31 protein-coding genes are annotated in these 25179 nt (G+C 69.9%); 2 read left to right on the forward strand and 29 right to left on the reverse strand.

The features are described 5' to 3' along the window. On the reverse strand, positions 1–904 hold a 904-nt coding region (locus tag MKK75_RS02780; RefSeq protein ID WP_244041104.1), incomplete at its 3' end, for a LamG domain-containing protein. 168 nt (positions 905–1072) lie between these two features. On the opposite strand from MKK75_RS02780, the gene MKK75_RS02785 reads away from it, so the two are divergent. Continuing rightward, positions 1073–1624: a hypothetical protein gene (locus MKK75_RS02785; protein WP_244041105.1), complete on the forward strand. Its 552-nt coding sequence runs from the start codon at positions 1073–1075 to the stop codon at positions 1622–1624. Between the two features lie 296 nt (positions 1625–1920). Here MKK75_RS02785 and MKK75_RS02790 read toward each other — a convergent pair whose 3' ends face one another. The 28 genes from MKK75_RS02790 to MKK75_RS02925 form a co-directional block, all read right to left on the reverse strand. Beyond that, positions 1921–2628: a YmfQ family protein gene (locus MKK75_RS02790; RefSeq protein ID WP_244041106.1), complete on the reverse strand. Its 708-nt coding sequence runs from the start codon at positions 2626–2628 to the stop codon at positions 1921–1923. Then, on the reverse strand, positions 2621–3718 hold the full coding sequence (locus MKK75_RS02795) for a baseplate J/gp47 family protein (RefSeq protein WP_244041107.1): 1098 nt from the start codon (positions 3716–3718) through the stop codon (positions 2621–2623). Before MKK75_RS02795 ends, MKK75_RS02790 begins: the two co-directional genes overlap by 8 nt. Positions 3719–3740: 22 nt before the next feature. Continuing rightward, positions 3741–4232: a phage GP46 family protein gene (locus MKK75_RS02800; protein WP_244041108.1), complete on the reverse strand. Its 492-nt coding sequence runs from the start codon at positions 4230–4232 to the stop codon at positions 3741–3743. 29 nt (positions 4233–4261) lie between these two features. Further along, positions 4262–5317: a phage baseplate assembly protein V gene (locus MKK75_RS02805; protein ID WP_244041109.1), complete on the reverse strand. Its 1056-nt coding sequence runs from the start codon at positions 5315–5317 to the stop codon at positions 4262–4264. A 4-nt stretch (positions 5318–5321) separates the two neighbouring features. Continuing rightward, positions 5322–6440, reverse strand: a complete 1119-nt coding sequence (locus MKK75_RS02810) for a phage baseplate assembly protein (protein ID WP_244041110.1) — start codon at positions 6438–6440, stop codon at positions 5322–5324. Between the two features lie 3 nt (positions 6441–6443). Further along, complete coding sequence (locus tag MKK75_RS02815) at positions 6444–7112, reverse strand: hypothetical protein (protein ID WP_244041111.1); 669 nt, start codon at positions 7110–7112, stop codon at positions 6444–6446. 8 nt (positions 7113–7120) lie between these two features. Beyond that, a complete protein-coding gene (locus tag MKK75_RS02820) occupies positions 7121–7861 on the reverse strand; it encodes a DNA circularization N-terminal domain-containing protein (RefSeq protein WP_244041112.1) in 741 nt (246 codons plus the stop codon). Positions 7862–7875: 14 nt separating this feature from the next. Continuing rightward, positions 7876–10215: a phage tail tip lysozyme gene (locus MKK75_RS02825; protein WP_244041113.1), complete on the reverse strand. Its 2340-nt coding sequence runs from the start codon at positions 10213–10215 to the stop codon at positions 7876–7878. Between the two features lie 99 nt (positions 10216–10314). Beyond that, positions 10315–10677 (reverse strand): phage tail assembly protein, encoded by a 363-nt coding sequence (locus tag MKK75_RS02830; RefSeq protein WP_244041114.1) that lies wholly within the window; start codon positions 10675–10677, stop codon positions 10315–10317. A gap of 26 nt (positions 10678–10703) precedes the next feature. Then, positions 10704–11066: a phage tail tube protein gene (locus MKK75_RS02835; RefSeq protein WP_244041115.1), complete on the reverse strand. Its 363-nt coding sequence runs from the start codon at positions 11064–11066 to the stop codon at positions 10704–10706. Between the two features lie 100 nt (positions 11067–11166). Next, complete coding sequence (locus MKK75_RS36005; RefSeq protein WP_244041116.1) at positions 11167–12672, reverse strand: phage tail sheath C-terminal domain-containing protein; 1506 nt, start codon at positions 12670–12672, stop codon at positions 11167–11169. Positions 12673–12675: 3 nt separating this feature from the next. Further along, positions 12676–12906 carry a hypothetical protein gene (locus MKK75_RS02845; protein ID WP_244041117.1) on the reverse strand — a complete coding sequence of 77 codons (231 nt, stop codon included), beginning with the start codon at positions 12904–12906 and terminating at the stop codon, positions 12676–12678. A 28-nt stretch (positions 12907–12934) separates the two neighbouring features. Continuing rightward, complete coding sequence (locus MKK75_RS02850) at positions 12935–13075, reverse strand: hypothetical protein (RefSeq protein WP_244041118.1); 141 nt, start codon at positions 13073–13075, stop codon at positions 12935–12937. Between the two features lie 162 nt (positions 13076–13237). Then, positions 13238–13528, reverse strand: a complete 291-nt coding sequence (locus MKK75_RS02855) for a hypothetical protein (RefSeq protein WP_244041119.1) — start codon at positions 13526–13528, stop codon at positions 13238–13240. Then, entirely contained in the window at positions 13525–13896 is a 372-nt protein-coding gene (locus MKK75_RS02860) for a hypothetical protein (RefSeq protein ID WP_244041120.1), read from the reverse strand. The genes MKK75_RS02855 and MKK75_RS02860 overlap by 4 nt, the downstream gene beginning before the upstream one ends. A gap of 10 nt (positions 13897–13906) precedes the next feature. Then, a complete protein-coding gene (locus MKK75_RS02865) occupies positions 13907–14182 on the reverse strand; it encodes a hypothetical protein (protein WP_244041121.1) in 276 nt (91 codons plus the stop codon). Between the two features lie 54 nt (positions 14183–14236). Next, on the reverse strand, positions 14237–15307 hold the full coding sequence (locus MKK75_RS02870) for a major capsid protein (protein ID WP_244041122.1): 1071 nt from the start codon (positions 15305–15307) through the stop codon (positions 14237–14239). A gap of 87 nt (positions 15308–15394) precedes the next feature. Further along, entirely contained in the window at positions 15395–16081 is a 687-nt protein-coding gene (locus tag MKK75_RS02875) for a head decoration protein (RefSeq protein ID WP_244041123.1), read from the reverse strand. A 71-nt stretch (positions 16082–16152) separates the two neighbouring features. Next, on the reverse strand, positions 16153–16860 hold the full coding sequence (locus MKK75_RS02880) for a hypothetical protein (protein WP_244041124.1): 708 nt from the start codon (positions 16858–16860) through the stop codon (positions 16153–16155). A gap of 2 nt (positions 16861–16862) precedes the next feature. After that, complete coding sequence (locus MKK75_RS02885) at positions 16863–17702, reverse strand: S49 family peptidase (RefSeq protein ID WP_244041125.1); 840 nt, start codon at positions 17700–17702, stop codon at positions 16863–16865. After that, positions 17699–19384: a phage portal protein gene (locus tag MKK75_RS02890; RefSeq protein WP_244041126.1), complete on the reverse strand. Its 1686-nt coding sequence runs from the start codon at positions 19382–19384 to the stop codon at positions 17699–17701. Before MKK75_RS02890 ends, MKK75_RS02885 begins: the two co-directional genes overlap by 4 nt. A gap of 6 nt (positions 19385–19390) precedes the next feature. Further along, positions 19391–19642: a gpW family protein gene (locus MKK75_RS02895; RefSeq protein ID WP_244041127.1), complete on the reverse strand. Its 252-nt coding sequence runs from the start codon at positions 19640–19642 to the stop codon at positions 19391–19393. Further along, positions 19639–21702 carry a phage terminase large subunit family protein gene (locus MKK75_RS02900; protein WP_244041128.1) on the reverse strand — a complete coding sequence of 688 codons (2064 nt, stop codon included), beginning with the start codon at positions 21700–21702 and terminating at the stop codon, positions 19639–19641. The genes MKK75_RS02895 and MKK75_RS02900 overlap by 4 nt, the downstream gene beginning before the upstream one ends. After that, positions 21662–22219, reverse strand: coding sequence for a terminase small subunit (locus tag MKK75_RS02905; protein ID WP_244041129.1), 558 nt, complete (start codon positions 22217–22219; stop codon positions 21662–21664). Before MKK75_RS02905 ends, MKK75_RS02900 begins: the two co-directional genes overlap by 41 nt. Positions 22220–22418: 199 nt before the next feature. Beyond that, on the reverse strand, positions 22419–22937 hold the full coding sequence (locus MKK75_RS02910) for a hypothetical protein (RefSeq protein WP_244041130.1): 519 nt from the start codon (positions 22935–22937) through the stop codon (positions 22419–22421). A 203-nt stretch (positions 22938–23140) separates the two neighbouring features. Continuing rightward, positions 23141–23353 (reverse strand): hypothetical protein, encoded by a 213-nt coding sequence (locus tag MKK75_RS02915; protein WP_244041131.1) that lies wholly within the window; start codon positions 23351–23353, stop codon positions 23141–23143. 119 nt (positions 23354–23472) lie between these two features. Next, a complete protein-coding gene (locus MKK75_RS02920; RefSeq protein WP_244041132.1) occupies positions 23473–23730 on the reverse strand; it encodes a hypothetical protein in 258 nt (85 codons plus the stop codon). A 5-nt stretch (positions 23731–23735) separates the two neighbouring features. Further along, complete coding sequence (locus MKK75_RS02925) at positions 23736–24584, reverse strand: recombinase family protein (protein ID WP_244041133.1); 849 nt, start codon at positions 24582–24584, stop codon at positions 23736–23738. 269 nt (positions 24585–24853) lie between these two features. Here MKK75_RS02925 and MKK75_RS02930 point away from each other — a divergent pair, with 269 nt between their 5' ends. Continuing rightward, entirely contained in the window at positions 24854–25093 is a 240-nt protein-coding gene (locus MKK75_RS02930; protein WP_244041134.1) for a hypothetical protein, read from the forward strand. Positions 25094–25179: the final 86 nt, after the last annotated feature.

Genomic DNA, 25179 nt, shown 5'->3' on the forward strand with positions numbered 1-25179 from the left:
CACCGGGTCCGCATCGATCTGCGTGAACGTGGCCGCGGAGCCGTCCGCGACGTTGCCGGTGCGACTGACCAAGCCGGTGAGATTGCCGCCCGAGCCGAAGTTCAGCGAGCCCGCCGTCTTCTAAGACGCGTGCGTACAGGATCGCCTTGGTCGGGACGACGAGCAGCGGGCGCGCGATCGAGCGCAGGTCGAGCAGGCCCGAGGTGCCGACGACGAAGGGTTGGGTCGCGACCGGATAGGTCGACCCGATGTAGCGCGCGCTGTTCGAGCTGCGCACCTCGTCGAGGTAGACCACCGCGCCGTTGTTGCCGGCGGTGTCCCCGCCGAGCCGGTAGCCGGTCAGCGTCCCGAGGTTGGCCGTGTAGGCGACCGAGTTCTCCAGCGTGTTGTTGATGTACGTGTAGAGCGTGCCGGCCTTGCGCACGAAGGCGAAGCCGACCTTCGTGTTGGCGGCCGGGGTCGTCGCCGAAACGCTGTAGGCCGTGCCCGAGGCATAGTCCTGGAGTGCGAGCTTCCCGTCCGAGCCGCGTAGGAAGATGTAGAAGCCGGCGGCGTTCGACGCGGAGGTGGTGGCGAAGATGACCTGCGCCGAGCCGACGCCGTCGAACCAGACGTAGCCCTCGACCGTGAAGTCACCGGTGCCGATGGCCACGGGCGAGGCGTAGGCGATGGCGAGGTAGGAGGTGGTCGAGGCGAGCCGCAGCGAGGCTCCGCCAAACGCGCTCTGGGCCGTCGAGATCGCAGCCGAGCCACCGCGGGTAACCGTGTTGCCCGAGACCGCGTCCGGGATCGCGGTCGCCCCGTTGATCCCATCAGGCCCACCGGCAGGCTGGTGAGGAGGAGCTGCCGGGTCGCGGTCACCGTCATGGGGTTGGCGTCCATGACGAAGGTCGCCAGCGTGCACTCCAGCGCGCCGCCCGCGATCTCGACCGCCGTGAACGGGATCGGGTTGCCCGAGGTATCGGTGGTGAACGGGAACAGCGGCCTGGCGTAGGCGTAGCCCGAGGGCAGCGTCGGGCTCAGGCTCGCCGAGGCGAACGGCGCCACGCCGGCCGTGCCCCAGATCAGGAATATGAACAGGGTCGACGCGCCGGGGAGCGTCGTGCCGCCCTGGAAGCCGCCGGCGGCGTTGCCGTTCGAGACCGCCCAGGCGAGCGCGCCGCCGGTCTTCTGCGCGGAGGCGCCGGTGCTGTCGACGCACGAGCCGGGGCCGATCGACAGGGTGGCGGTGGTGGCCGAGCCGGCGATCGCCGCCGGGACGAAGCCGGCGATCGGCAGGCCGACGAAGGTGCCCGAGCCCGAGCCGCCCCCGCCGTCGCTCGCCACCGAGCCGGTCATCCGGAACGCGGCGCCGTCCCAGCGGATCTCGAAGTCCTGGTTGACCGGCAGGTCGCCGGCCTGCAGCGCGGTGCCGTTCCGGCGCAGGAGCGGCGCGGTCACCGTCCCCGTCGGCGTGCCGATCCCGGTCAGCGCCAGCGTGACGCCGGCCGAGCCGCCGACCGTCGCGTTGGTCGCCGTGACGAAGCCGCCGAACTTGATGCCCCTGAGCAGCGAGGCGAACACGACGTTGTTCGGCAGCACGCAGGTCAGGGCGTTCGGCGTGCCGGCGAACTGGCCGACGTAGACACCGCGGGCGATCGCCTGGATCAGCTGCGTCAGGTCCGAGCCGTTGAGCGTCTGGCCCGAGGCCTCGATCGCCGAGAGGATCTCGGCCTCGCTGTCGGTGACGATGGCGTGGCCCGGGTAGGATCCCTGCGTTCCGGTCGAGGGGACGCCGTCGGTCCAGGGCATCTGCCCCGCATCCTCGGCGCCCAGGGGGTTGAGCGGGTAGTGCTGGCGCACGGGTTCTCTCTCCGGATGGGAGCCGGTGGGCGGGCCGCGAGCGGCCGGTTCAGAGCGGGCGAGGGGCGGCCTGAGCCGTCAGGCGTCGATCAGGCGCAGGAGCGGATCGCGCCCGAACTCCGAGGCGCCGAAGCTGAAGCGTTGCTGGATGATCGTCGGAGCGGCCGCGCCGTAGCTGAAGAACAGCATCGAGTGCGCGGGCTTCAGACGCTGGAGGATGCACTCCAGGTCCTCGGCCCTGCGGATATCGAGGAAGGGGTCGCGCCCGAAGGACGACGCGCCGAACTGGAAGCGGGTCAACCGCTGCCCGCTGATCGAGACCGACCACACGAACCGGAAGTTCGGCGGGTTGAAGCGGCCGTGGCTGCCACCGAAGCTCGACAGCCCGAACTGGAACGGCACGTACTCGGTGATCGTGATCGCGTAGCCGAGCGCCGCCGCGATCCCGATGAAGAAAGCGCGGGACTGGCCGCCATGCAGGGTCATCTTCTGGACGAGGGCCGCGCGGCGCTCGGGCAGCGTCTGGACCACGGGGATGCAGGGGTCGGGCAGGCCGAAGGCCCGTTCCCAATCGCCGAGCAGCTGCAGGGTGAACCGAGGGTCGGTCTCGATCTGCAAGAGGCCGAGGGCCTGGGTATCGACGTCGCCCCAGACCTGCCCGAGCGCCGAGATCAGGAGACCCAGCGCGCCGTTCGGATCACGGTCCCAGGCGGCCCCGGTCGGCAGCAGGTTGCCGAGCCCCTCCGCGTAGTCGTCGCCCGAGTGGCCGAGGATCGCGTCAGCCAAAGGACACGCCCCCGTTCCCGGGCTGCATCACCGCCATGCAGCCGTTGTTGGGCATCACCGCGTCGACGAAGCTGGTGTCGAAGTGCTGGACCGTGCCGGCGCCGAGGATCGCGTCGTACACCCAGGCCGCGTAGATCGTCTGGGCCGGGACGAGGGCGCCGTTGACCGAGCGCGCCGGCGCGGCGCGCTGGGCCAGCATCGCCTGCAGCGCGGTCGCGACCGCCGCGCGGTTCGAGGCGGTGTCGGGGCAGAGCCCGGTGATCGGCACCAGGATCCCGGTCGGGATCGGCGCGCACACGAAGCAGTCCGCGACCGTGACCGGCCGGCGCAGGTCGATGTGCGCCTGGACGGTGGCCACGTCGGTCGCGTTCGGGAAGCCGAAGTTGCCCGCCCGCAGGTTGTCCATCATGAACCGGATCGTGACGGTCCCGACGCCCATCTCGTTCGGGGCGCACCACGCCCGGGTCACGCCCGGCACCTCGCGCGCCCAGGCCACGTAGTCGTCGGCGTCGCCGCCCATCGGCGGCTGGCGGATCCGCGCGAGCACGCGAGTGCGCGCGTCGGTATCGTCCTCGACGTCGACGCCGCCCGAGAGCTGGACGACCAGGCCGGAGCCGTCGACGCCGGGGATGCCGGTCACGAGCGCGATCGACGTGCCCGCGGGCAGGTTGCCTGCGGAGCCGGCGGCGAGCGCCATGATCGCGACCGCGGTCGGGCCGGTCCCGATCGTGATCTGTTGCGTCGTTGCGAAGGTCAGCCCGCCGGCGGTCAGCTGCGTCGCCGCCGGCACCACCGTGCCGAAGGTGCCGGTCAGGGTCGCGGCACCGCTGGCGAAGGTCGCCGCCTCGCGCCCGTCGAGGAAGATGTCGAGCCAGCGATCGAGCCAGGGGCCGACCGCGGTATCGGGTAGGAACTGGACGGCGAGGGCCTGGATGAACTGGTAGGCCGAGAACGCCAGTTCCGCGTTGCCGTCGCCGATCACCCGCGCGCGGGAGTTCGGCGGCAGCCCGTCGGCCGCGGCCAGGCGCGCCGCGAGGTAGTCGCGGACTTGCGCCCGGACGGTGTCGCGCGTCGGGATGAGCAGGGGCATCGCGGGCGCCAGGTTCGAGGTCTCAAGACTTGATCAGCGACCAGAGGTCGGCGAACCGCAGCGCCACCGCCGAGAGCGGGCCGCGGTAGAGGACGACGTCGGCCGCGATGCTCTCGACCCCGGTCCGCTCCGGGTTCGCGGTGAAGGCCGAGGCGATCTCCGCGTCCACGAAGGGCTGGAGGCATTCGTTCAGGTAGGTCTGGACGTGAGCGACGGTCGCGCCGGCCTTCGCCTCCGGCCCGGTGATCTTCGTCCGCGACAGGAGCCAGATCCGCGAGCCGATCGGCCAGGCGTCGAACAGGACGTCGGCGTTCGTGTCGCCCCACCAGCCCCGGCGGTTCGTGTCGCCCGGGCTCGGCAGGGCGTCGTCGTCCTCGGCCCGCCGGTCGGTCGCTAGCGCGATGATGACGGCGGACCGCAGCTCGTCCTCGGCCTCCTCCGCGGCATCGCCGAGCAGCCAGTCGAAGGTCACGGCGTGCGGGGCGACAGTGATCGGATCGGGGACGCCGCTCATGGATCCATCCCCCCGTCAGCCATCGCTCATCAGCCCGGGCCGCCGAAGCGCATCGACTTCGTCTGGCCCTGCACGAGCCGCTTCTGCGGCTCCAGGAAGTTCAGCGCCGGGCCGGCTTGGTCGGAGAGCCGCTGCAGCGTGGCGCGCAGGTTCGCGATCCGACCGACGATCGGGTTGGCTTTCGTCAGCTGGTCGATCTGCGCCTGCAGGCTGACCGTCTTGGACGCGATGCTCGCCGCCGTGTTGCCGCTCTCGGCCAGTGCCGCCAGCTCGTCGACCAGGCCGTCGACCGTCGCGATGATCGGGTTGTTGGCGATGAGGCCGGCGATCTGCGCCTCTAAGCCGGCGATCAGGCCCTCGACGTTGCCCGACAGCAGGCTGGCCATGCCCATCAAGCGGCTCGGGTCCAGAAAGGCCTTCAGGCCGCGCTGGATCGCGTTCTGGAGGTACCCGGTGAGCTTGCCCTCCGCGAGCGCCTTCATGGCGTCCAGACCGGCCGGCAAGCCGCTCAGCGCGGCGGTGACCTGGGTGGCGAGGTTCAGCGGCGCCAAGCCCTGGACGACGCTCTCGATGTTCTCGCGCAGCTTGGACACGACGTCGAACAGCGCGTGGTGCGAGTCCTCGACCTGGGACAGGCGGGCGGCCAGGCCCTTCAGCTGCTCGTTCAGCTCGAAGTTGTCGGTGGCGGGCTTCGACCCCGCGGTGATGGTCACCTTCTTGCCGGTCTGATTGATGCCGGCCCGGGTGATGTGGGTGTTCTGACCCTGATCGTCGTAGTGCTGACTCTCGCCGGCCTTGAGGTTCTTCGGGCGGTAGCGGCGATCGTCGACCGCGAAGACGACCGGGTGCGAGCGCCCTCCGGAGAGCGAGGCGATGAGGGCTTCCGCGGCCTGCTCGGCCGCCTGCAGCGGGACCGAACTGAACCCGTAGCGCTGCCAGTGCTCGACGCCGTCCTTGACCTCGTCGTGGAGCCCTTTGACCGTCACCTCCTGCATCTTCTTGGAGTCGTCGGCGCTCTGGATCGTGCCGCGCGTGATCATCACACCGGCGCGGGTCGCCGCGTCGCGGGTGGTCGAGCGTTGCATCGGGTCAGGTCTCGTAGCTGACGGGCGCCGGGGTCGCTCCGAACGGGCTGCCCTGGTCGCCACTGGCATCCGTCGGGCGCGCGGCCCCGAGCCACTGGGGCAGGCAGAGCTCGATCGAGGAGATCGTCCCCTCGCCCCCTTGCGTCGACGACACGGCCTTGATCGCGAGGTTCATCCGACCGTTGGGCCCCGGGAACAGCATCGGGCTGTCGACGGTCACCGTCTTGCCGATCTGGTCGAGCCAGAGCTCGGCCCCGTTGAACCAGCCCGGGACGGTGACGCGCACGACCGTCGAGGTGCCGATCTGCTCGTCGACCTCCCGCTGGACGCGACGCTTCATCGCCTCCTGGTCGCCCGGCTCTTCCGAGAGGAACTTGTTCGGCCGGTACCGCTGCATCAGCGGGTTCGTCTGCACCGCCTCGGCGTTGCGGGATTTCTCGCCGAAGCTGTCGTCGCTGCCCGGCGCCTGGCCCACCGCCACGGTGCGGTTGAACAGCCCGCTGTAGTCGATCTCGCAGTAGCCCGAGAGGATGTTGCCGCCCTCGACGAGGTCGCCGGCGGAGCCGCGCGTGCCCGAGAAGGCGACGAGCGTCCCGTCGCTCTCCTCGCGCAGGTGCAGGTTGACCATCCGGGTCAGGCGCTCGATCAGCGCCCAGGCGGTCTCCCCGAACTGGACGTTGACCAGCTTGAACTGGCCGTTGCCGTCCGGCGCATTGTCGACCCGGAACTTGACCCCAAACGGCTGCAGCACCGAGCGGCAGATCTGCTCGTAGCTCGTGTTCTTGTACTGGCCGGACTGCGCGTCGACCGAGGCGGCCGCGACGTCGCCGGTCAGGGCCAGGCCAGCGAGCAGCAGGCCGTGCGCCTTGTCCGTGTAGGAGGCCTGCCGGACCTCGATCAACCCCTTCTGGATCGCCGTCTTGCCGCCGAGGATGATCTGGCACTGGTCCCCGGGCTTGATCTTGAGCGCCCCCCAGGAGGTGTAGCCGTCGGACTCGGTCGCGGTGAACTTGAAGTACGTGATCGTCTTGTCGTCGAAGGACCGGGAGACCTCGACGGTCTCCCAGCCGGCGTACTTCGTCCCGTTCACCGAGATCTGCGCGACTGTCTTCGGATCGGGCATGGATCAGGCCGTCAGCGCCCGGATCGAGGCGGGTGCGAAGAGCGGGTGGAAGATGCCGTTCTCGGCGACGATCTCGTCGGCCCGGTCGGCGTCGTCGTAGAGGATGGTCGCGAGCACCGCGGTCGGCAGGTTCGTGCCGTACGTGAAGGTCGCGATCCGCGGCAGCGGGCGGGATCGGGCGGCGAGGTCCCGAACCACCGCGCCCTGAAGCGCGACGAGGGCCCGGTAGACGGCGCCGGCGCCTGCATCGGCTGCCTGTGCCTCGGCGTTGTCGAACGCGACCGTCAGGATGTCCCGGACGCTCTGGATCGCATCCCGTGACCGGTACGTGGTCGCGGCGACGATCTTGGCTTCTTCCACGAGGCACATCTGCACCGCGGCGGCCCGGATGTAGGCGGCCGGAGCCGAGGCGACGGCGAGCGCGGCGATCGCGACCCGGGCCCGGCCCATCGCCGGCTGCGTCGCGCCGGCCGCGCGGGCCGCCTCGAAGCAGGCGAGCAGGCGGGAGCCGAGGCTCGCCGGGAGGGAGCCGCCGCTCATCTCGGCTTCGAGCGCGCCGATCCGCTGGTAGAGCGCGGAGGCCGCCGTCGTGGTCGCGTCGCTCGGTACGCCGCGCAGCGTCTCCAGCACGGTCGTGAGGAGCGTGACGGCCTCGGGCGCGCGGAGCTGCATGGTAGGCCTCAGATCGATAGGATCTCGGGTGTCGCCGTCCCGGGTGCGCCGGGCGAGGCGGCGGTCGGGGCTGAGGCGGAACCGTCGGTCTGGGTCGCGGACGCCGTGCCGTTCGTGAGATCGCCGCTCTGGAGCTGGCCGATCCCGGCATTGTCGATGTCCGAGCCCTCGAAGCCCGGGAGGGTGAAGTCGTTCAGCGTCGCGCCGGGGAGCTGGCCGACCTCGATATTCTGGACATCCGAGGCGTTGAAGCCCGGCGTGTCATACGCGTCGAGGGAACCGTCGAGCGTCGAGGCGGAGGTCTGCCCGGCGCCGTCGGCCGCCGTGTTCACAGCCCCGGACGTGTCCGTGGTCGCGCTCATCGAGGCGGCGGAGAGCGACCCCGCCTCGACGAAGGTCATCTCGAACTCGACGTACCCGCCCTTGTCCCGGCGCTCGATCGCCGAGAAGCCGTCGCAGGCGACCCGGAAGGTGCCGAGCGTCGGGTGGACGAGCGTGCCGCCGCCTCCGGCCTCGAGGGCCGCGATCAGCGCGTCGCGCTGCGGGATGTAGTCTTCGTCGACGATGTAGCCGGTGACCGGGAAGCGCCGCGCGCGACGGCCCATATCCTCGGCGTAGGGCGTGTCGCGCTTCGGGAACTCGTGGAGCGCGATGCGCCGCCCGCCGGCGAGCGCGCCGACCTCGACGTGGAAGCCGACGCCGCGAAAGGAGGCCGACCGCAGCTGCAGGCGCCAAGGGGCGATCGGCATGTCTTGGAGCCCCCTCAAGCCTCCTGAGAGGCGAGCTGCATCGCGTTCCCGCGGTTGAGCTTCACCTCTCGGAAGAGCTCACCTTTGCTGACGGTGCTCGCCCGCCAGCCCGGCGGCGCGTTGACGTTGACGTGGACCTGCCCCTCGGCCTTGGCCGCACCGCCGGCCTGCGCCGCGGCCCGGGCGCGCCCCATCAGAGCGGAACGCCTCTCAGTCGGCTTCGCACCGGCGGTGTCTCCATCGCGGCGAAGCCGATCGAGGAAGGGCTTCCGGATTGCGTAGGCGAGGCCGTGCTTCTGCGGGTTCTCGTACCCCGTGATGCCGTTCCACAGCGACTGCTCGCCTCGCTGCGAGGCTATGATCCGACTGTAGACACCGCGGTACCGGCCCATCATCTCGCGCCGGTACATCTCCTGCTGGACCGACCTGTCACGCCAATCCTTCCTCATCTCGGTCGCGAGCGCTCGCAGACGAGGAAACCGATCGTTGCCTTTGGCGTCGCTCCACTGGACTGTCCCGAAAGCATGCGGGACGCCGCGGCTGTCCTTGTCCCCCATGGCGGCCGGGTTGAGGTTCAGTCCCGACTCGCCCTGCATCATGGCGATCTGGCCGCGGGCCTGCTCCTGAGTGTAGCCCATGCCGCCCTGGTCGGCGGGGCGACGCATAAACTCCATCCATGAGGCGACGTTGGCACGCCCGGCCGCCGTCATGCCGCTGCGGGCAGCGCGTCGACCGTCGTTGCCGGTATAGCCGCCGACCGCCGGAGGTTCACCGGGATCGCCGCCAAGGCCGCCACCGCGCTGCCGAAGGGGATGATCGGCACCGGATCCGGTATTGCCACCGCCACCGCCCCTGCTTGCGACGCCGAGCCCTCCTCCAGGTCCGCCGCCAAACCCGCCGCCGCCGAGGCTTGCCTTCACGATGCGCGCGCCGCCGAACCCGCCCCCGTCGAAGCTCGCCGGGTCGGCCTTCAGCTCGCTCTTCGTCTTCTCGTCCTGCTCGCGCTTGCGCTTGATCTCCTCGGCGAGCTTCTTGATCTCGTCCGTCAGCTTGTCCCGGCGCTGGCGTTCGTCGCTGGCGACGACGTGGCCTTCGCCCATCGGATCGGGCTGGTTCTCCTTGCGGGCGATGTTCTCGTCGAGGATCGCGAGCTGCTTCTGCAGGTCGCCCTGGCGCAGCATCAGCGGCGCGAGGTCGCCGCGCATGCCGTCCTGGATGCGGCCGGCCGGGCGGTCCTTGCCGAGCCCGAGGTCGGTGTCCTTGTCGATCTTGCCCAGCTTCTTCAGCGCGTCGCCGACGTTGCCGTGCAGCAGGTCCTTTACGACGCCGAGCGCGTCGCCGACCGACCGGATCGCGGTCGCGGTCTCCTGCCCGAACGTCTTGATGTCACCGAAGAACGCGGCGGCCCCGGCCTTGGCCTCGGCCCATGGAAACTGCTGGATCGCCGTCTTGGCGGCGGCCAGCCCGTCGACGATGCCCTCGCGGATGTCGCCCTTGTGCTCGCGCAGCCAGCCGCCGAGTTCGGTCAGCCCGGCGTTCAGCGGCTGTAGCAGGTCGGGCCCGAGATCGTCGCGCAGGCCGCGGAGCTGATCGCGCAGCGACTGGATCTGTCGCTCGAACACGATCGCCGCATCCTCGGCCGCCTTGCCGAAGCTGCCGAGATCCTTCTGCGCCTGCTCCTGCTGCTTGTGCAGGCCGGCGAGCCCTTCGCTGCCGAGCGCGCCGAGCGAGCGGTCGCCCAGCAGCTTCTCCGCGAGGTCACCGCGCTGAAGCGGGTCCTTCACGCTGGCGATCATGTCCAGCGTCTTCTGGTAGGCCTCCGCGTTCGTGCGCGCCGTCTTGATGGACTGGGTCCACTTGGCGACGTTGCCGGTCGGGTCCTTCGAGCTCTGCTGCAGCAGGAAGTTGTAGGCCTCACCGCGGTTGCGGTGCATCTGGTCGATCTGGTCCGCGAAGTAGCGGGTCGAGCGCGCGATCTGGCTCGGGTCGAGGTTGAACCGCCCGGCCACCGACTGCAGCTCGCGCAGCTTGCCGGCGCCGATCCCGACCTCGCGGGAGAGGTAGGACAGGTTCGTGGTGTCGGCCGAGAACCCGCGCAGGGCCGATCCGATCCCGGCGATCGCCCCGCCGGCGGTGAGCGCCGCGATGCCGAAGCCAGCGAGCGCCGGGTTCAGCATGTCCTTGGCCACCGTGGCGGTCTTCGCCATGTGGCCCTGGACCTCCTCCAGGTCCTTCTTCAGCTGCTTGACGCCCGGGCCGCCGCTGATGCCGCGCAGCTGCGTCTGAAGGCTCTTGAGCGGGCCGGAGAACTTGTCGACGATCTCGGCCTGCATGCGCAGCGCGTCGTCAGCCATCCCCGTGAACCTCTTCCAGGACCTCGGCGACCTCGTTCCAGAGGGCGGTGATCACGTGCTCGGGCTGGTCCAGGAGCCAGGGGAGCTGGACCGCGCCCTTCAGGACGACGGCGAGCCGGACGCAGTCCCGGAGGGGGGTCTCGCCCGTTGGACCGGCAAGAAAAAATCCGACACCCGCCAGCACGCGGCGGCGAAGTCGTTCGGGTCGAGGCGCGCGATCGTGGACGGCGGGACGCCGGCCAATCGCGACAGCATCTCCCCCATGAGCCGGGTGTCGAAGCGGATCGTCGAGGCCGGGTCGAGCGCGTTCATGTCGATCAGGACGGGGTTGCCCCCGACCTGGATCATGTCGCCGGCGGTCGGCTTCTTGAACACGAGCTCGGAGACCATCTCGCCGTTGGCGAGCACCGGCTCGGCGAGCGAGAGGGTGACGGCGCCGGCGGGCTTTGCGGTGTCGGTCATGGCGGGATCCTCAGGTCAGCCGCGCGTCAGCTCGTGAGCTCGGTGCAGCTCGTGCCCTCGAAGCGGACCTGGAACATGCCCTCCTTCGAGTTCACTTCGGAGCGGCCCGCGCGCCACGCGTTCTTCAGTGTAAAGACGCGCCCGTCGGCGAGCTCGACCGTGATCGTCGAGTTCGTGATCGCGTCGACGTCGGCGACGCGGGTGCCAGGCATGAGCGAGACGTCGCCCTGGATGTACGGCACCAGCGGGTTCTCGCTGTAGCCGTGGACGTAGTCCTGGCCGGCGATGCCGGCCTTCTCGGTCGCCGACGGCGAGACCGTGAGATTGCCGCGGACGGCGAGGCGGGTGCCGTCGACCGACCAGAAGGCGACGCCTGCGATGCGAGCCACGATGTACCTCCAGGGCTGGGAGCGCGCGGCTCGCTGCCGATCGGATCAGGGATGCGGAGAAGGGGAGCGGGCGCGCTCTGGAGCGCGCCGTGCGCGAGCGTCAGCTCGTGTAGTGGAGGCGGAAGCCGGCCCGGACGTTGAAGCGCCGCAGCTGGTTGATCACCGCCGGCGGGTAGTAGACCTCGACCGTGTTCGGCTCGGTCTGCGAGCGCACGACCTGGAGGTTGGCCGCGAAGTCGTCGCCCTGCTGCGCGACGCCCTGCTCCTCCAGTTCGAGGTAGTGGGCGACGAGCTCGGCCTTGATCGTCTTCGGCGTGGCGATCGTCTGGCCGGCGCCGAACGGCGTGCCGTCGTCGGCGAGCTTGCACCGGCCGAACTTCTGCGTGACCCGCGTCTGCAGCGCTCGGAAGATGTAGGCGAGGGTGGCGAGCGTGGTGGCGAGCTCGTAGGCGTTGTCGGGCCGGCCGTAGGCGTTGAGCTGGTACTGGGTCTGCTCGCGCATGATCGTCGAGACGCCGGCGATCGCCGTCTTGATCGCCAGGCCGACGGTGGCGAGCGAGTTGATCTGCGACTTGATGAACTGGTTCTGGCGCTGGGCCGGCATGTGGCCGACCAGGGGCAGCGTCTGCAGCGGCAGGCCCGGGTCGGCCGCGAAGCTGCCCGAGGCGGTCGCCGCGTAGATCGCCGCGAGCTCCCAGGAGGGCGTCGGCGACTGCAGCTCGTCCGCCATCACCGAGATGGTCGGGTAGTTGAACTGCTGGCCCCAGGTGTAGAGGTTGGCGTACATGTCCTTGTGGGCCGAGAAGATCTGCCCGTAGATCTCGCGCTGCCAGCCCCAGCGGCCGCTGTCGGAGAAACCGTACTCCTGCGCCCAGGCCGCGAGCGAGCCGGCGTCGGTGAACGGCATGCCCACCCACTCGTAGTTCTGGTCGCCGAGGTTCGGGATCGCGGTCGAGAAGTCCGGGTTGCCGGAACCGCCCCCGAGCACGTTGCCCGCGGGATAGGTCGCGACCAGGCCCGAGGGCGTGGTCTGGCCGCCGAGCGTGCCGAGGACGTTCTCCTCGATCCGGATCTCGCTGCCGGAGTTGCCGGCCCACTTGCAGGTGAGGTTCACCTTGGCCGGATTGGTGCCGTCGACGGCCGCCGTCACCGGCAGGTCGACCGCGGCCGTGATCGCCGCGACGACCGCGGCGGCGACCTGGGCGGCGCTCATGCCGGTGGTGATCGCGACCTGCACGAGCTGGCCGGCGACGTACAGGTAGTAGGTCCCGGCCTGGACGCTGGTGGCCGCGTAGGTCACGGAGTTGGCCGCCGGGGCGCCGGTCGCCGGCGCGATCGGCAGGCAGAGCAGAGGCACGCCCTGGTTGATGGCGATGAACACCTGCACCATGCGGGACAGCATCGAGCCGATCCCGAACATCGCGTCGGCCTGGCCCTTCGAGGCGCAGGCGACGGGGACGCCCGGCGTGGCGGTGCCGGCCGAGGTCATGTGTCCGGTGAGCAGGGCCTCGAGGGTCGCGACCGCGGTGCCGGCCTGCGTGGAGTCCACCTCGATGCCGATGCCCGGGACCTTGTAGAAGGGCGGGATCGTCTGGATGAAGGTCACGGCTTACGACTCCTTGGTCTCGGCCGGGGCCGGCGCGGGTTCGATGGGGGCGGGCTCGGAGGCGGGAGCCGGATCCGGCTCGACCGCCTCGAGCGGCGCGATGGCGCCGTCGCGGATCAGGCGGAGCGTGAACTGGTCGTCGGGCCAGTTGCCGCCGTCGGGCGGCAGGGGACCGGCGGCGGGGTGCGGCGGGCACGCGCCCGCGCGCACCGCCTTGACGGCGATGAGCGGCATTCCAGAGCTCCGACGGGAGAGGGGCGCGCTAAACGGCGCCGGGGACGTCGACGTGGATCGTGACGGCCGGGGTGTTCGCGTCGTGCCCGAGCGGGCGCGCGGTGAAGATGAGGTGCTGCAGGTCCTGGCGGACGCCCGGGTCGTAGACGACGCGCTTCAGGAAGGTCATCTCGACGCGCAGCTCGCCGAGGTACGTGTCGCCGTCCTGGGGGAACAGGCGGCGGCGCTGGATGCGGGTGACCGCCTCGAACAGCGGGAAGCGCTCGGGATCGTCCCAGGCTTTGGACGTGTCCTGCTTGCTGACGAAGCTCGGGTCGGTGAGCAGCGTGGTCTAGATCAGCGTGATCAGCGCATCGATGTCGCCGTCGATCCGCTCGGGCGTCTCGTAGCCCTCGACCAGCGAGATGCCGATCGTGATCTCGGCCTCGAACCGGGGCGGTCCGTCGTTCGCGTCGCCGTCGGGCGAGAGCGTCTCGCCCATGATCACGACCAGCAGGCCCGGCAGCTCGTCTTCCTGCAGCTGCGGGATCGGCTGGTTCCGGATCGTCAGGGCCGGCAGGCCGGGGAGCACCTTCAGACGCTCGGTGATCGCGTCCCGGATGCGCATGGCGTCCGTGCTCATGACCCGGTCGCCCCGCTCTTCGGCGGCACGCCGCGCTTCAGGAACAGCGTCGCCCCGCCCTGGCCGTCGAGATCGATGTCGTCGATCCAGAGCGTGTTCTCGGTCGGCAGGCTGAGGTAGGCGGGCACGTCGATGATGTCCCTGGTCTTCGGCGGTATCGCGAACTCGGAGAGCCGGATCCCGAGGGTCAAAGTCCGGCTGTTCAGGAGCCGATTGTCCTCGGTCGCCACGTCGAGGTTGCGCGAGCTCCAGACGCCGCGCGCCGGGTAGGCCGGCTTGCCCGGCTGCGAGCGCACCGGGCACACCGAGATCGGGCGCGCGAAGGCGTCGATCCCGGGCCCGAGCGCGAGCGCGGCAAAGTCGATCATCGCGCCGCGCTCAGGCTTGGTGGCCGAACCGCGGGCCGGCGCCGTAGACGACGGCCGGGGCGTCCGGGTCGACGAGGAAGCCGGCGAGCCGGAGATGCGCGATCTCGGCGGCCGGGAGTTCGACCTCCTCGCCGGGCGCGGCGACGCGCTGGACCGTCTGGTAGACCGGCTTACCTTCCGCGGTGTAGCCGGCGATCCGCCGCTCGTCGGACGGCACCGTCACGGTGCGTCCCTTCGCGACGATGCCCTTTGCGAGCTTCGGCGCGGCTTCCTTGGTCTCGGGCATGTCGGCTCCGGGGTGGGAAGGGTGCGGTGGGGCGCGGCCGGAGCCGCGCCGCGATCAGCTGAAGACGGGCGGGCAGGCGACGATGGAGATCGCCGCGTTGACCCGCGAGGGGATCACGATCGGCGAGGACTGCATCAGCAGCATGCGCTGGGCGGGGTCGTTCTCGACCCAGGTCTTCGGCGCGAACGGCAGGGCGGCGTAGTTGAACGCCGGGTCCATGATCTGGCCGAAGGCGCGCGTGCCCATCAGGTCGGGGCCGGACATCACGACGGAGCCGTCCGCGAGCATCGGCACCTCGACGCCGGCGTCGTTCACGAACCAGTCGTTGTAGATCCAGAGGTCGTACTGGCCCCACCGGCCCTTGTAGACGGCGCCCTTCTCGATCGCGGCGCCGACGTTGACGTTGTTCCCGGCCTCGCCGAGCTTCGGATAGTAGATCGCGCCCTTGAGCAGCGGGTCGGCGATGAAGCCTTCCCAGGACGAGGTCGTGAAGACGATGTCGAGCATCTTGGCGCCCGACTTCTTCAGGACCTGCCGCTGCGCCGCCTCGATGTCGGTCGTCGGCGAGGCGGTGCCGGCCGCCACGTTGGCCGGGGTCCAGGTGGCCGCGCCGGTCTTGGCGACGGTCAGGCTCGGGTCGCGCCCGAAATCCACCACCACGGTCGGGAAGCCATCGCCGGCGATGGTGACGGTGCCGGTCGCCAGCGCCGAGGCCGCCATCCACTCCAGGCGGCGGGTCAGCATGTCGACCTGGTCCGTCATCTCGAACTCGAGGTTCATCATCTCGCGTTCGACGCCGGACAGCTCGCCGCCGATCCGCTCGCCGATCTGGCGGCGGACGGGGCGGCGGAGATCCGGGGCGCGCTTGTCCTTCACGTAGGCCGGCTTGAACGTGTTGGTCTGGACGCGGCGCTGCTCGACGAGCTTGCCCTCGACCAGGGGCGACACGAACGGCGCCATGCGGCGGATGCCGATGTCGACGTCGATCGAGACGTACTCGCTGTCGCTGACGACGAGGTTCGGGAAGAACTTGTCGAGCAGGAAGGACTGCGAGCGCTTCAGGTTCGGGACGACCTGGATCAGCGTGTTGGTGTCGTAGATCAGGGAGCCGGCTGGCGCGGACATCGGGTTTCTCCGGACATGGTGAAAGACCCGCGTCGCGCGATGGCGGCCGGGGCGAAGCTTTCAGCGGTTGAGGGGTCGGTGTTGGGATCAGGTCGGGTCGGCGGCGGAGACCGCAGACTTCACGAACAGGCCAAGCGGGCGCAGCGCGGCGGCGACCGCCGGCAGCGAGAGGCTCGGGTCGAGGATCAGCGCGTTGCCGTTCAGCTCGGCCATCAGGTAGACGCCGCTGAGGAGATCGCCGGCCGTCACGTCGACGGTGTCGACCGCCACCGCGCAGGGCGCCTGGCTGCCGTCGGTCGCCGTGGCGACGCAGGGGCGGTAGCTGCCGGAGCCGTTGCCCACGGTTATCGCGAAGCTGTCGCCCGCCCCCATCGCGGTCGCGCCGGGGGTGAAGGTGAAGGACAGCTCGGCATCGACGTACGCGCCCGCGGCCTTGCCAGGCGCGAGCTGTGTGCCGTTCGGGCTCAGCACCGTGTACGCCGTCGGGCCGGTGAAGGAGACCACGTAGGTGCCGACCTTCGCCTTGCCGCCGGACGCGACGGCGGTGATCGTGCCGTTGCCGACGTTGCCGGCGGTCGCGACCGGTGCAGAGGGGGCCGCCTCCAGCACCTGGCCGAGCACGGTGCCGCGCGGGATCACCACGCCGCCGGTGAGGACGCCCTGTCCCGTGACGATCTTGAGATTGCCGGCGATCAGCTGATCGGGGACGTAGACGTAGTCGGTGGCCCCCGGGATCTGCGGGTTGCCGGCGATGGTGTTGACGGTCACGGTCATGGCGAGTGGGTCCTCGGTAGCGCGGGCGGCGGTGGCGGGCGGAGGTTTCCGCCCGCAGGATCAGCGGAGGGTCAGGCCTCGCCGCGGCGCTTCTTGCCGGCGGCGATGATCTGGGCGGCGAGGTTCGGGGCGGGGCGCTCGCCCCCGGCGCCCACCTCGGGGTTCTTCACCTCGGCCATGCGCTCGCGCAGCCCGTCGCGACGCGGCTCCGGGGGGGACGCGGACGCGGATACGCGGCCAGCCTGCATCGCGGCGAGCATCTCGATGGCCTGGCCGCGCGGCATCGACGTGCCGGTGGCGAGGTGGGCCGCAGCGACGGGGTCCGCCTTGCCGGGCTCCGACGTCAGGATGGCGCGGATGCGGGCGCGCTCGCGACCGCGGGCGGCGCGAGCGGACTTGTCCTGCTCCTCGTCCTCCATGTCATCGTCGCCATCGTCGTCGGCCTTGGCTTTCTTGGCCTTGCCCCTCGTGTCGTCGGCGTCGTCATCGCCGTCGTCGGCCTCATCCTCGGCCTCGCTCTCGTCGTCGGCCTTGGCCTTCTTGGCGGACTTGCCCTTGCCCTTGGCGCCCTTCTTCTCCTCGTCGCCGGCCTCCTGGTCGTCGCCCTCGGCCTTCTTGGCGCCAGTGTTGTTGTCGTCCTCGTCGTCGGCCTCGGCCTCGGCCTTCTTGATCTTCTTGGCGTCGTCCTTCTTGGGCTCGTCCTCGTCGGAGGCCTTGGGCGGGCGGGCGAGGTGGGCGAACGGGCTGGTGCTGGCCTTGAGGCTGGTGCGCGTGGACATGATCAATCTCCCAGGGTTTCGACGAGCGCCGCGAAGGCCGCATCGGGTGTCAGGACGGCGTCAGAGAGGCCGGCCTTGACCGCCGCCGCGCCGAGGAAGGTGCCGGCCTCGGTCGCGCGGACGGCATCGGGGTTGAGGTCGCGGTTGCGGGCGACCAGGGCGACGAACATCTTCCCGAGGCTGTCGATGTCGGCCTGCATGCGCTTGCGCGCGTCGTCGGACAGCACGGTGGTCGGGTAGCTGTCCGACTTGCGGTCGCCGAACTGCACCGTGGTAACCTTGAGGCCGGCCTGCTCCAGGGCGGCGGTCACGTCGAGGTGCATGGTGATGACGCCGATCGAGCCGATGACCGCGGTGCGCGGCGCCACGATCCGGTCGGCCGCCGAGGCCAGGGCATAGGCGGCGGAGCAGCAGTACTCGTCGACAATGGCGACGATCGGCTTCTCGCCGCGCAGGCGATAGATGTCGTCGGCGAGGTCGAAGCAGCCCGCGACCTCGCCGCCGGGCGAGTCGACGTGCAGCACGACCGCCTTCACCTCGGGGTCGGCGAGCGCGGCCAGCAGCGTCCGGCGGATCGAGGCGTAGCTCGTCTCGCCCCACCACCAGCAGCAGTCGTCGCCGTGGACCAGCACGCCCTGGATCCGCACGATGGCGATGCCGTCGACCACCTCGTAGGGACGGCGCCGATCGCGCGAGGCCGTCTCCTCGACGCCGTCGAGGAACGCCGATGGCGCTACGGGCCGGTCGGCGCCGATGATGCGAAGCCGCTCCAGCAGCGCCGTGGCGTGCGCGGGCAGCAGCGCCAGCGGCCGGTAGAGGAGGCCTTCGACCGACATACTCATACTGCCTCCGGCTTCTGCGCGGCACGGGCGACCGCGACCTGCCCGCTCCATTCCGGGCGCGGGATGCCGAGGTCGTCGAAGAGCTTGATCTCGTGGGCCCGCTGTTCGAGCACCTCCTCGTAATCGAGGCCCTGCTCGCCGCAGACGTCTTCGAGGGTCTGGAACCCGGCATCCATGCCGATCACCGCGCCGGTGCGCTCGTCGACCGGGTTGATCCAGCCCATCGCCGGCCCGAGCCAGCGGCAGCGGGCGTAGGCGTCGCGGCACTCGGCGAAGGTGTCTGGGACGACGCCGCGCGGTAGCGGGAAGTCGTCGACCACCGTCGCCTCCTCCAGCCACGCCGACCGGATCGGTCCGGCGAAGCCGTGGGAGAAGTCGTGACGGCGGCGCGTCATCGTCTTCCAGGCTTCGAGCAGCGCGGCGCGCGCCGACGAGTAGTTCACGTCGCTCCAGTCGTTCGAGACCTGCTGGGCGGAGAGCCCGAGGCCGGTCGCGACGTTGCGGAGCATGGCGCCCTCGAACGCGCCGAAGTTGTTGTTCGGCCGCGTTGAGGCGACGGTGTTGATCTTCTCGCCCGGGAACATGATCGGGACGCGCACCCCGCCGAGTAACAGCGAGGAGTCGCGGTGGAAGTCCTCCCGCGCGCCCTGGTAGCCGTTGATCTGCTCCAGGCCGCCGTCGGCGTCGTCGAGGGCGTCGCGCACGAGCGTCGCGTCGAACGGCGACTCGATGTAGGCGCCGAAGATCGCGTTGATGATCGCGGCGTCGAGCTCGTTGCCGTCGTACTTCACCAGCATCTTTAGGCGCTGCAGCACCGGGCCGAAGATGCCGGCGCCGCCGCGGTGGGTCGCGGCGCGGTCGCCCTCGTAGTCGTGGACCACGATGGGTCGGCCCCAGGCCGTCTCCCGCTCGACGCGCTCCCAGGTCAAAGAGGCCGCGGCGCTGAACCAGTCGCCCGCGTGCGCCTTGCGGATGTGGTAGGCGATGGCCGCGCCGGTATCCTCCTCGATCTCGACGCCGCCGCGCATCACGTTCTGGTCGAACGCCTGCTGCGGGTTCGACAGCCGGTCGGGATCGACGAGCTGCACGGCCGTGCAGTACCGGGCCCGGCCGGGCGCGACGCGCGCGGTCAGCCATTTCAGGACGGCCAGCGCGTCGCCGTCCACGAGCTTGTGCCGGAACGCGGTGCGCATCAGCTGCGCGAAGGTCTGGTTGCGCGCGGCGTCGCACCACTTGCCCAGCGCGTTGGCCCAGATCCGCCAGTGCGCGTCGGCGGCGCGGGCGTATTCCTTGGCCCACACGGCATCGAAGGCCGGATTGCCGGTGTAGCGGGCGAGGTACTTGTAGTCGGGCTTGGCGATCGGCCGCAGGTTCGGTCCGATGGCGTTGTCGAGGATGCGGGTGACGGCGCCGGAGGCCCAGCCGTCGTTGCGCACCATGTCGCGGACGCGGGAGACGATCCGGTCGCGATACGGGTTGAGTTCGCCGTCGGGGCTCCACAGCCCCGGCGTCCACGCGGCCATGTGCTGGCCGTAGATGTCGGCGGCGTCGTAGGGCGCGCCGCCCCAGGCCCCGCGCCCGCCGTTGAGGGCGCTGGGGCCGCGCTGTGCCGGAGCGGACCGCGCGCGGCGCGGCGGGAGCGCCTGCCCGTCGGGGCCGAGGAGACGGACGCCCTCAGACATGCGCCCTCACCGAAAGTACGGGCGCAGCGCCCGACGCGAGCGGCCAAGCCCGAGCGAGGCCTGGAGCAGGCCGATCCACGACAGGAGCGCGCCGGCATCCGTCGGCGTGTAGCTGACCGCCTTGCCCTCGTAGGACACACTCACCGGCTTGCCGCCGGACATCAGCAGGGCGTAGGCGGACTGCGCGTCAGTGAGCCACTGCCGGCGCATCGCCACCGTCGTCCCGGCGAGCATGCTGCGGTTGGTGTCGAACATCATCGGGCCAACCTGCGGGCAAGGGTTCGCTTCGGGGTCGGCTGGGCCGAGGTGATCGAGGGGCCCGCCCGCCCCGACGGTGGGGCGGTCGCCGGTGCCGGCGACGATGGGATCTCGACGAGCGGCACAGCCGGTGGGGCCTGCGCCGCCTCAACCGCTGGCTCGTCGGCGTCCGACATGCTTCCGAGCGCCACGTAGCGCCCGTTCGATGCCTGCAGGCCGCATACGGCCGCGTAGGCATAGACGAAGCACACGCCGGCCTCGCGCGGCTTCTTGGGCTTGTCCCATTCGGTGAAGCCCTGCCGCCGCGTGACGCGGGTCTCGCAGGTCAGCTGCTCGAAGAAGTCGTCGTCGATCTCGCGCGAGCCGGCCGCGGGCTGATCCGTGAAGTGCGCGTAGCGCGGCCCGGGCTTCTCGATGGAGAGGTTTTGGTAGGCGTAGTCGCGGGCCGCGTTGCCGCCGATCATGTACCAAGCGCTGCCGAGGTTGCCCGAAGGCTTGCGCGGCCAGACCGGCGAGCGCTTGCCGCGCATCTCCGAGCGGCCCTTGATCGCCCAGATCCGGCGCCGACGGCGCTCGTTGCATAACGCGTAGGTCTCCGCCGTGTAGTGACCGCCGGAGTCGATGGCGGCCGCCTGAATGCCGATGGTCCGCCCGTCCGCGCGCTTGAAGCGTCGGCCGAGCAGGCGGTCGAGGTCCTGCCACACCGCCGCCTCGCCGGGGTCGCCCGGCAGCACGAAGTGGCCGATCAGCCAGCTCTCGTTGCCCCGGCCCCATCCGTAGACGCCGCCCTCGATGCGGGCGTTCTCGCCGGATTGCACGTCCCCGCCGAGGGTCAGGAACCAGACCCCCTCCGGAACCTCGGCGCCGTAGAACTCGACGCGGCCGAGCAACTCGCTGGCCTTGCTCTCGCGATCGAAGCTCGCGCGGTAGGTCCGACCGAGCCGCAGATTTACGAAGGGCTGGACCTTGTTGATCGGGTCGATCTGGGCGTTCAGCCACTCCTGCGCGATCGACTGCCAGGACGCGTTGAGGTCGAGAGACATCCCGGTCCAGAGGTGGAAGCCCGGGTGGTCGCCGTCGGGGTTGGTCGGGCGCCACTCGCCGTTGGCGTCCATCCAGGCCTTGCGGCTCTCGTCGATGAGGCAGCCGCACTGCCCGACGTACCAGAGCCGCTTGACCCGACCCTTCTCCTCCTCCCACTTGATGCCGGTGAGGGTCTCCTTCCCGCCCCATTCGAGGTACTGCCAGCCATCGAGGTGGCCGGCGGCGTCCGAGCATTGCGGGCACGGCACGAAGTAGCGGCGCTGGTCGCTCTTCGCCCACAGCGCCGCGATCCGGCTCGTCTCTTCGAGGACCGGCGTCGATCCGACGATGAGCTTGCGGTTCCAGAACTTCTCGCCGCGAGTCCAAAACAGGTCGAGCTTGTCGCCCTGGCTCTTGTAGTCCGGGGTCCAGCCGTCGGCGTCGATCTCGTCGGCTGCCATGAACTGGGCCGAGTAGCGCCGGAACGCATCGTCGGCCGCCGCGCCCACGAGGCGGGCGGAGGCGCCGTTCGAGAGCTTGAAGAAGGTCGCCTTGTCCTGCTTCTCGCCCTTGCGCACCGGGCGCATCATGCGCTTGAGGACCGGCGTCTCCCGGAGCATGGGGGCGATCTCGGTACCCCCGAAGTCCTCGGCGTCCTCCTTCACCGGCTGCGCGATGGCGCAGAGCGTCGGCGCGTGGTGGAGGTGGTAGCCCACGGCCAGCGTGAAGCAGCGCGTGTAGCCGACGCGGGCGGCCTTCATCACCGTGACGCGCGGGACCGTCGGGTCGCACATCGCGTCCAGGAGGCCACGCTGGTAGCCGTAGAGCACGATCTTGCCGCTGTCGGCGCCGGTGCTCTTCGGGATCCGCCCGAACTCCTCGGCCCACTGAGAGCCGCTCATCCGCGGCGGCTTGATCAGGGCCGAGCCGAACAGACCCAAGATCGTGTGGCGATACTCGCCACGGCCGCTGCGGTAGCTGCCAGGACGATGCGCCTCAATCCTCGTCGAGATCTCCGCTGCGGTCGCCCTCGCCATCGACGTCCGCCCACCGCTCCTGGAGGTCGCTCTCGGCGGCCTGGAAGGCGCGGTTGATCTCCGCCTCGCACAGGTCGCGCACTTCGTTGGGTTGGGTCATCTGCACGACGCGGCCGGCGATCTTCGAGCCCGCGTTCGACAGGGCGGAGCGCAGCGCCTGACAGAAGTCGGCCACGACGGTCTCGGCGTCGAAGCGGGAGACCACGGACTTCAGGGCTTCGTCCGCCTCCACCTCCGCGACGATCGCGCTGGCGACCGCGCGGCGCCGGACCGCCTCGTCCTTCGAGACCTTGCCGTCGCCGGTCTGGAGGCCGGACACCGCGTCCTCGACGGCGCTGGCGACCCGCCAGTCGATCACCGCCGCGCAGTCGAACTGATACTGCTGGCCTTTACTTCCGCGTTCGACGACCGGGCAGCCCTTCCGGACCCACGCGTCGATGGTGGGGAGCGTGACATTACAGAGGGTTGCGAGGTCCGACCGGTTCACGATCCGGCCCCGTTTTTCGAGGTCGGACATAAACATAAAATCCGTTTTCAAAATTTCAGAAACGGAGAGGACCTGAGGTCGCGCGTCCCCGCAGCTTCGACCCCCCTCCGGAGGGACCCAAGAATTTTGTCCTAGGGCGCGAGGGCGGCCTCATCTGTGTCCGGCATTGACGTGTCGGGCGCGGGCGCTGGCGCCGAGCCGGTGAAGCGCCCGATCGAGCCTTCGCCGGTCAGCGGGCGTTCCGAAGCGCCTCCAGGAGCCTCCTGTCGAAGTTCGACCGCATCTCCCGCCGCACCACCTCGTTGAAGGTCCGATGAAAGGGGACGCGCGCCCGCACGTTTGCGCTGCTCTGAAGCTTGTAGAGCAGTCGCAGCTTCTGGTTCTTGCCGCGTCCGACACGGGTGAAGAGCAGGTTGCCCTTCTTGACCACCTTCTTCGGATCGAGCGCGCGCGGCTTCTGGCCTTTGACGACCGCGCCGTTCGAGCCACGCCGGATCGCCTTCGTCGGGATGGCGATCATCCCAGACTTCGCTTGCTTTGTGCCGCCGTCCTCAAGACGTGTCAGCGGCACGCGGTTGATCCGATCGTAGAGCTCGACCCGCAGGTTGCTCTTCGTCGCGCGTTGGCCGGCGGTTGTCAGCGCGGCAGAGATGAAGCGCTGGTTCTTCACAGCGACGGCGCTGGGCCACGTCGAGGTGATGATCTGCTGGCGCGCCGCCTCGGCGCTGTCGTTGAGCGACCGGGCCATCGCGAACGAGGCCTGCTTGGCACCCTTCTCGAACCGGCTGGCTGCCCGCTCGAACTCCTTCACGTCGAGGGAGAGCATGAGTCTACCGGGTCAGCGGCCGATCCGTGTCGATCACCACCACGGTGCCGGTGACCGGATGAAGTATACGAAGCGAGGCCATTCAGCAGGTCGCCTTCTGTGCAAGCCGCAGCTCTGTCGCGCACTCACTGGCTGTCGAGGGCGGCCAAGTCGCGGTAGCCGACGCGATAGGTTGCGATCACCTCCCCGTGCTGTTCAGAGATGGCTTCTCGGTAGGCTTCCCGCAGGTAGACGGCGACATGTGCATCAAGGCGCGGAACAGTGCTTTCGATGTGGGCCGGCGCTGGTAAGGCGCAGCAGATCGCCGCCGCGAGCGCGGTGGACAGAGCTAAACGCATCGCAAATCCACCCGCATAAAGTTGTTGGTGGCGCTGGTTTAGCGGAGACGTGGTTAATCCCGCGCTAATTGCTGGTTGTTTCTCCGCACAGCAGCGTAGAACTATAATGATCGTCGGCGTCAGCCCTGCATCAGCTGCGGCACGTCCCGGTGCTGCTGCACCAAGCGCATGGCCGGCCGCTCGACCGCCAACTCGGTGCAGTCGTCCAGCACCAGCGCTGTCACGTCGGTCACGCCGGCGTCGCGGCACATGCGGATCAGGTCATCCTGCCACTTCGTGACTGTCGCCGCCGGAAGCTTGCGCCTGGTGCGCAGCACCAGGATGTCGCCGTGCTGGACCTCAAGGCGGTCGAGCTGGCGGTCGAGGTCTTCGGACAAAGGGTTCACCGGACGATGCGGGCATGGCTGCCCGGGCGGTTGACGTGGGTCACGGCGCCGTCCGTCACGAAGACGTACTCGACCTTGCCCGAATAGACTTGGTTGTTGAGCAGGTAGCTCACGTTCGAGGGCCACCAGCGCTTGCCCTTCGGCGACGGCACGCCGTCAGCGTTCAAGCCGTCGGCGATCGCCTTCAGGGTCCGGCCGGCGCCGTTCTCGTCGAAGATCCGGCGAACGATCGGCGCGCGCTCGGCGTCGATCAGCAGGCCGCCCTTTCCGTCCGACAAATAGCCGTAGGGGATGACGCCGCCGGCGAAGCCGCCGCGGCCGGCCTTCTGCATCCGTCCACCCTTAGTGCGTTCGATGATCACCGAGCGCTCCTGCTCGGCCATGGCCGAGAGGACGCCGAAGATGAGCTTGCCCGAGGGCGAGCCCGTGTCGATCGCCTCGGTGACCGAGCGGATCGTCACGCCGTGCAGCGTGTCGAGTTCGGCTGACGTGGTGACGGCCAGCGCGATGTTGCGGGCGAGCCGGTCGAACCGCTTCACCAGAAGGACGCTGAAGCGCCGCTCGGTGGCGAGCTGCAGGACCTGGCTGAAGCCCGGCCGCTCGGCTGGCTTCACGGTTCCGGACACGCCGGGGTCGGCGAGGACCTGGACGAGGTCGAGGCCGACGGCCGTGGCGTAGGCGCGGATCGCCTGTTCCTGCTCGGGCAGGCTGTTGCCGCGCTGGGCTTGTTCGTCCGTCGACACCCGGAGGTAGCCGACGGCGAGCGCCCGGACCTCCTCGCGTTCGGCTGCCTGGACGGCATTCCTACGCAGGGCGAGCCGGGCGCGGGCGCTACTTGTAGCCACCCACAAACCCCTGTTTTTGCTAGCGTTCTCTGGTCGGTTGAGGGCGAATTTCTAGATCTCTTAAGGTCTAGTAATTGGCCGGACGTAGGCTCCGCGAAACCGTCAAAGCCGGGATTAAAACCCGATCCAATCTGACCGCCGAACCGAGTTCGGGATTGGGCACGGGACTGTCGATGATCGTGTGGGTCGAACCGATCAGAGCAGCCTGGCGAAGACGCCGCAGGCTGCAACGGCAGCCTCAGCCGTTGTGACCCTGATCGGAGACCATCATGACGTTCGTGCGTACGACTGCGTTTGCCCTCATCCTCATCGGCACAAGCGCGGCGCAGGCCCAGGTGACGGGGGCTACAGTGACGCTGGCTCGCGACACGACGGCTGTGGGGGCGACCAAGCCCCCGAGCCGCGATGCAAGCCCGACCTCGCGTCTGAGCCCCAATCGGCGCTCTCAGAATGAGCTGAACCAGGACAAGATCGCGAGGGGCATCTGCATCGGCTGTGGCGCGAAATAGTCGATCGAAGCGGCTACGCCGATCGGTTCGGCTCTACCAGCGCCCGGGCGAAGCCCAGCGCGAACCGGCGGTACCAGGCGCGGAAC

It is taken from the genome of Methylobacterium sp. J-030 (genome assembly GCF_022829545.1).
In the GTDB taxonomy this organism is placed as follows: Bacteria; Pseudomonadota; Alphaproteobacteria; order Rhizobiales; family Beijerinckiaceae; genus Methylobacterium.